This is a genomic window from bacterium (assembly GCA_021372775.1).
Taxonomy (GTDB): domain Bacteria; phylum Acidobacteriota; class Polarisedimenticolia; order J045; family J045; genus JAJFTU01.
In genome coordinates, this window is record JAJFTU010000153.1 from 1 (window position 1) to 5,176 (window position 5,176).

Below are 5,176 nucleotides of genomic sequence, written 5' to 3' on the forward strand. Positions count from 1 at the left end.
CCCCGCGCCCGCCGGCGGGCCTCGAACCACTTCAGGTAATCGTTGACGTACTCCGCATCCGACTCGTACGGTTCGATGTTCGCGCCGTCGCGGCGCTCCCGACTCGGCACTGCGTTCTTCGCCTCCTTGACGCAGCCATCATGCCGGGCGACGCGGCACATATCGTGCCGCTTGCGGAGATCGCCGCGCGGACGACGCCGCGCGCCTTCTCCTCAGTCGGCGGCGGCCGAAGACGCGGGCCCTTCGGTCGGGCGCAGCACCGGCTTCCAGACGTAGAGGCGCCAGTAGATCGGCATGGAGAAGACCGAGCCCAGGAAGATCACGACCGCCCAGAAGCCCTTCATGTCGTTCGCGACGAGCGGCGTCCTGAACAGGTGGACGACGTAGAAGGCGACGAGCGCGCAGACCAGAAGAGCCGCCGCGAGGTGGCCGAAGAACAAGACGGTGAACAGACAGTCGTCCGGGAAGTCGACCACGGGAGCGGAAGAACTCAGCGAGCCCACAACGATCAGCGCCAGGAACATCGCGACGGAGAGGACGAGCCACGCCGCGGGAAGGACCGTCAAGACGCCCAGCGCCGCCGCCTTCTTCTTCCCGATCTCCATCGTGTCCGCCCCCCCGGCGCGCCGCGCGCGCCGACCCGCCGGGCGGTTCAGTCCGCGACGGCGGCCGCGCGCCCCGCCCCCGGCGCGCGTCGCCCCGGACGAAGGCTCAGCGCTTCTTCGGGCGCGGCGGCGCGGCCGTCTCGGCGCCCTCCGCGTCGGCCTGCATCCGCGCCTGGAAGGCCGCCTCCAACTCCGCCAGCAGCGCCTCGTCCTCGATCCGGACGTAGTTGCCGTCGGCGACTTCGAACGACTCGAAGTCCGGCTCGTCCACCTCGTCGTCGAGGAACGGCGCGATCCGCTCCTCGCGCATCAGCACCGCGAGGCGGCGGCCGTCGATCTCGGTCTCGAAGAGATTCACGTAGCGGAGGCTCTCCCCCTGCTCGTTCGTGAACACCAACACGGGGTACGCCCCGCCCTTGTCCGCCATCGCGCCTCCCGTCGCTCCATCGCGCGCGCGGCCGCCGCCTCGCCCGCGCGGAGCCGCGCGGCGGCGGGCGGCCTGGCGCCGCGCGCTATTCGTCCCGTTCGCCGTGTCGCTGCTGCTCGGCCGGAGAAAGCTCGTAGCGCAGGCAGCACATCAAGCGGCCGCATTGGCCGGAGATCTTCGCCGGGTTCAGCGGCAGCCCCTGAGTCTTGGCCATCCGCATCGAGACCGGCGCGAAGCCGTGCATCCACGAGGCGCAGCAGAGCTGCTGCCCGCAGTGCCCGATCCCGCCCTGCAGCACCGCCGCGTCGCGCACGCCGATCTGCCGCAGCTCGACGCGCGCGCGGAGCCGCCGCGCGAGGTCGCGCACCAACTCGCGGAAGTCGATCCGCCCCTCGGCGACGAACTGGAAGGTGATCTTCCGCCCGCCGGAGGAGCCCTCCGCGCGCAGGATCCGCATCGGCAGCTGCAGCTCCGCCGCCTGCCGCCGCGCCGTCTCCAGCCATTCCTCGCGCAGCCGCTGGTTGTGCGACTCGCGGTCCTCGTCTTCCGCCTCGGCCCGCCGCGTCGCCTTCGGCAGCGGCCGGCTGTCGAACGACGGGACTTCCAGCGGCGCGCGCGAGCAGACGCCGAACAGGGTCCGGCCGTCGTCCATGGCGATCAGGACGCGGTCCCCCAGTTCGAGATCGGCCCGCTCGGTCTGGCAGGTCAGCGGCCGCGCGCGGCCCGGAAGTTCCACCTCGACAGTGAACACGTTAGACTGGCCTTTCAGTTCCATTGTAGTTTCGCACGGCCGGGGGCGCCCTGTCCCGGCATGGAGACCAAGGGATGGACCGACCGCTGGGGCGGGACGAAACGAAGGACATCGCCGTCAACCGGCAGGTGCGGCGCGACTATATCGTCGAGGAAACGTTCGAGGGGGGGCTGGTCCTGCTCGGGACCGAGGTCAAGTCGTGCCGCGAGGGGCGCGTCCAGCTCAAGGACTCCTACGCCAGGGTCAAGGACGAGGAGCTCTGGCTGATCGGGGTCCACATCGCCCCCTACTCCCACGCCTACCACGACAACCACCCGCCCGAGCGGCGGCGCAAGGTCTTGATCCACAAGCACGAGATCCGGCGGCTGCTCGGCAAGACGGAGCGCTCCGGCTACACGCTCGTCCCGCTGCGCATTTACCTGAAAGGGACGCGGGTCAAGGTGGAGCTGGGGCTCTGCAAGGGCCGCCCCAAGGGGGAGAAGAAGGACGAGCTGAAGAAGCGGATCCAGGAGCGCGAGATGCGCCAGGAAGCCGCCCGCCGCCGCTGACGCCGTTCAGCGAACCTATGTCCTTCCGGCCGGCGAATCGACGAGCGGGGCGCGCGCGGCGGCCCGCCTTTGACGCCACTCGGCAGCCGTTCCGTCTCGCGCCCGCTGACGCCGTTCAGCGCACGCGTTCCTTCTCGCCGCCGCGCCGCGCCGGACGGGAGGCGGTCGGGTCGAAGCGCAGACGCCCCTCGGCCGTCCCCTTCTCCGCGCGGAAGACGATCGAGCCCGGCGCGTCGGCGGGGATGTCGGCCGCGACCATCGCGCTCCCGTCCCGCGCCGTCTCGCCGCGCCAGAGCTCGCGCGGCGCGCCGTCGCGCAACACGAGGCGGGCCGCCGCGGCCGCGCCCTCGACCGGACGCCCGTCGTCGGCCCGCGCCACGAAGAGCCGCCCGCGGAGCGAGTCGGGCCGGTCGGGCTCGAACCGCAGGGCGAGCGCCGCCGCCCCCTCCTGCTCCCGCAGCCGCCCGGCGACCAGCTCGTCGCAGGGCCCGTCCTCGGGCCAGAGGTCGAGCAGCGTCTCCCGCCGCTCGACGAAGAACTCGCCGTGCCGAACGCGGCGCACAACGTCGCGGTGCTGCCGTTCCAGCCGCCGCTGGGCCTCCTCGGCCCCCGCGGCGTCGGCCGGGAGGTCGGCGAGCGTCGAGCGCTCCTGATGCAGGATCTGCCCGCCGCAGTAGACGAGCGTCTCGACGAGCGGCTCGTCCTCGCCGCGGTGCTCCGACTGGACGTGGAAGACCGTCCCGTCGAACAGGACGTCGCTGTTGTGTCCCCGGGCCACGCGCGCTCCTCGCGGCCGCCGGCCGGGGCCGCCGCGCGGCGTCCCGAAGGCGCGCCGCCGGCCGCCCGGGGCCGGGCCGAGCGGCAACCACTTTCGCCCAACCCGCGCCGCGGGTCAACGAGCGCGCAAGAGGTCGGCCGCAGGCGTTGCCCCCCCGCCCCTCTGATCCGATAATTCCGCGCTTCCGGAGGCCGGGACCGGCGCCGGGCGGGAGGGACGCGATGAGCCGCATTCCGGTCGAGGAGGCGCTCGACACCTACAACATCGCCCTTTGGGGCGGCGGCTACTTCTCGATCAACAACGAAGGCGAGCTGACCGTCCGCCCGACGCGCGATCCGGAACGCGAGGTCGCGTTGCCGAAGCTCGTCGCCGAGATGCGCCGGCGCGGCCTCGAGACGCCGCTCCTGTTCCGCTTCCCGCAGATCGTCGCCAACCGCGTCGCCGAGCTCGTCGGCGCGTTCCGCGGCGCGATGGCCGAGTTCGGCTACGAAGGGGCGGAGTACCTCCCCGCCTTCCCGATGAAGGTCAACCAGCAGCGCGAGGTCGTGGACGCGCTGATCCAGGCCGGACGCGACTTCAAGATGGGGCTCGAGGCCGGCTCGCGCGCCGAGCTGATGGCCGCGCTGGCCCTCGACGTCTCGCCCGGCGCGCTGACGGTCGTCAACGGCTACAAGGACCTCGAGACGATGCGGCTCGCGATCCTCGGCGCCCGCTGCGGCCGCCGGGTCGTGATCGTGATCGAGAAGCAGTTCGAGATCGAGCCGCTGCTCCGCGCCTTCGAGGAGGCGGGGCCGGGGCCGCTCCCCGAGGTCGGCTTCCGCGTCCGCCTCTTCGCCCGCGGCGCCGGCAAGTGGTGGAAGTCGTCCGGCGTGACGGCCAAGTTCGGCCTGACGACCGAGGGGCTGCTCGAGGTCGTGCGGCGGCTGGCCGACGCGGGGCACCTCGACCGCGCCTCGATGGTCCACTTCCACATCGGCTCGCAGATCCCCGAGATCCGGCGCTTCAAGACCGCCTTCCGCGAGGCGGCCCGCTTCTACGCCAAGCTGCGGCGGCTCAACGTTCCGGTCTCGATCCTCGACGTCGGCGGCGGCCTCGCCGTGGACTACGACGGCTCGAAGACCGCCTCCGACGCGTCGATGAACTACTCCATCGCCGAGTACGCGAACGACGTCGTCTACGCGGTGAAGGAAGTCTGCGCCGAGGAGAAGGTGCCGCTGCCCTCGCTCGTCTCCGAGTCGGGGCGGGCGCTCGTCGCCTACCACTCGCTGCTCGTGGCCAACGTGCTGGGGCGGATCACCAGCGACGCGCCGCCGGAGCGGCTCGAGGCGTCGCTCAACGAGCCGCGCGTGGTCTCCGAGCTGCGCTCGATCGTGCGCGACATCAACGCCAAGAACTACCTCGAGTACTACCACGACGCCGGCGAGCTGCGCGAGGAGATGTCCACCCTCTTCGCCATCGGCATGATCTCGCTCGCCGACCGCTCGATGACCGAGGGGCTCTACTGGGAGGTCGCGCGGCGGGCCCTCGCCTTCGCCCGGCGGGAGAAGGTGCCGCTCGAGGAGTTCGAGGAGCTGGAGCGGGCGCTGCACGAGAAGTACGTCGTCAACTTCTCGGTCTTCCAGAGCACGCCGGACCACTGGGCGCTCGACCAGCTCTTCCCGATCGTGCCGATCCAGCGGCTGCGCGAGGCGCCGGACCACCAGGCGACGCTGGTGGACATCACCTGCGACTCCGACGGCGAGATCGACAAGTTCATCGACATCAAGGACATCAAGGAGACGCTGCCGCTCCACGCGATCGAGGCCCACCAGGAGGAGCCGTACGACATCGCGTTCACGCTCCTCGGCGCCTACCAGGACGTCATGGGGGACATGCACAACCTCTTCGGGATGCCCGACGAGGTCCTCGTGACGGTCGGCGACGACGGCGAGGCGCGCGTGGAGAAGGTCGTGCGCGGCGACACGGTGACCGACGTGCTGCGGATCTTCGGCTACCCGCACGAGGAGCTGCTCGGCTCGGTGCGCGCGGCGCTGATGCGGCGGGTGGCGCTGGACGAGCTGTCCGAGG

The 5,176-nt window shown here is 71.6% G+C and carries 5 protein-coding genes and 1 pseudogene; 2 read left to right on the forward strand and 4 right to left on the reverse strand.

The annotated features are described in order from the left end of the window. Window positions 1–212 precede the first annotated feature (212 nt). The 3 genes and pseudogenes from LLG88_05065 to LLG88_05075 all read right to left on the reverse strand — a co-directional run bounded on the left by LLG88_05065 (window position 213) and on the right by LLG88_05075 (window position 1,684). Window positions 213–605 carry a hypothetical protein gene (locus LLG88_05065; protein ID MCE5246278.1) on the reverse strand — a complete coding sequence of 131 codons (393 nt, stop codon included), beginning with the start codon at window positions 603–605 and terminating at the stop codon, window positions 213–215. Between the two features lie 106 nt (window positions 606–711). Continuing rightward, the gene (locus LLG88_05070; GenBank protein ID MCE5246279.1) at window positions 712–1,032 is read right to left on the reverse strand and encodes a hypothetical protein; all 321 of its coding nucleotides are present in this window, start codon (window positions 1,030–1,032) and stop codon (window positions 712–714) included. Window positions 1,033–1,165: 133 nt separating this feature from the next. Next, window positions 1,166–1,684 (reverse strand): annotated as a pseudogene (locus tag LLG88_05075) (stage 0 sporulation protein). Window positions 1,685–1,857: 173 nt separating this feature from the next. On the opposite strand from LLG88_05075, the gene smpB reads away from it, so the two are divergent. Beyond that, window positions 1,858–2,331 (forward strand): SsrA-binding protein SmpB, encoded by a 474-nt coding sequence (gene smpB, locus LLG88_05080; protein MCE5246280.1) that lies wholly within the window; start codon window positions 1,858–1,860, stop codon window positions 2,329–2,331. A 115-nt stretch (window positions 2,332–2,446) separates the two neighbouring features. On the opposite strand, the gene LLG88_05085 is transcribed toward smpB, so the two are convergent. Further along, a complete protein-coding gene (locus LLG88_05085) occupies window positions 2,447–3,109 on the reverse strand; it encodes a hypothetical protein (protein ID MCE5246281.1) in 663 nt (220 codons plus the stop codon). A gap of 221 nt (window positions 3,110–3,330) precedes the next feature. On the opposite strand from LLG88_05085, the gene speA reads away from it, so the two are divergent. Further along, window positions 3,331–5,176: biosynthetic arginine decarboxylase (gene speA, locus LLG88_05090; GenBank protein ID MCE5246282.1), on the forward strand; the 1,846-nt coding region annotated here is incomplete at its 3' end.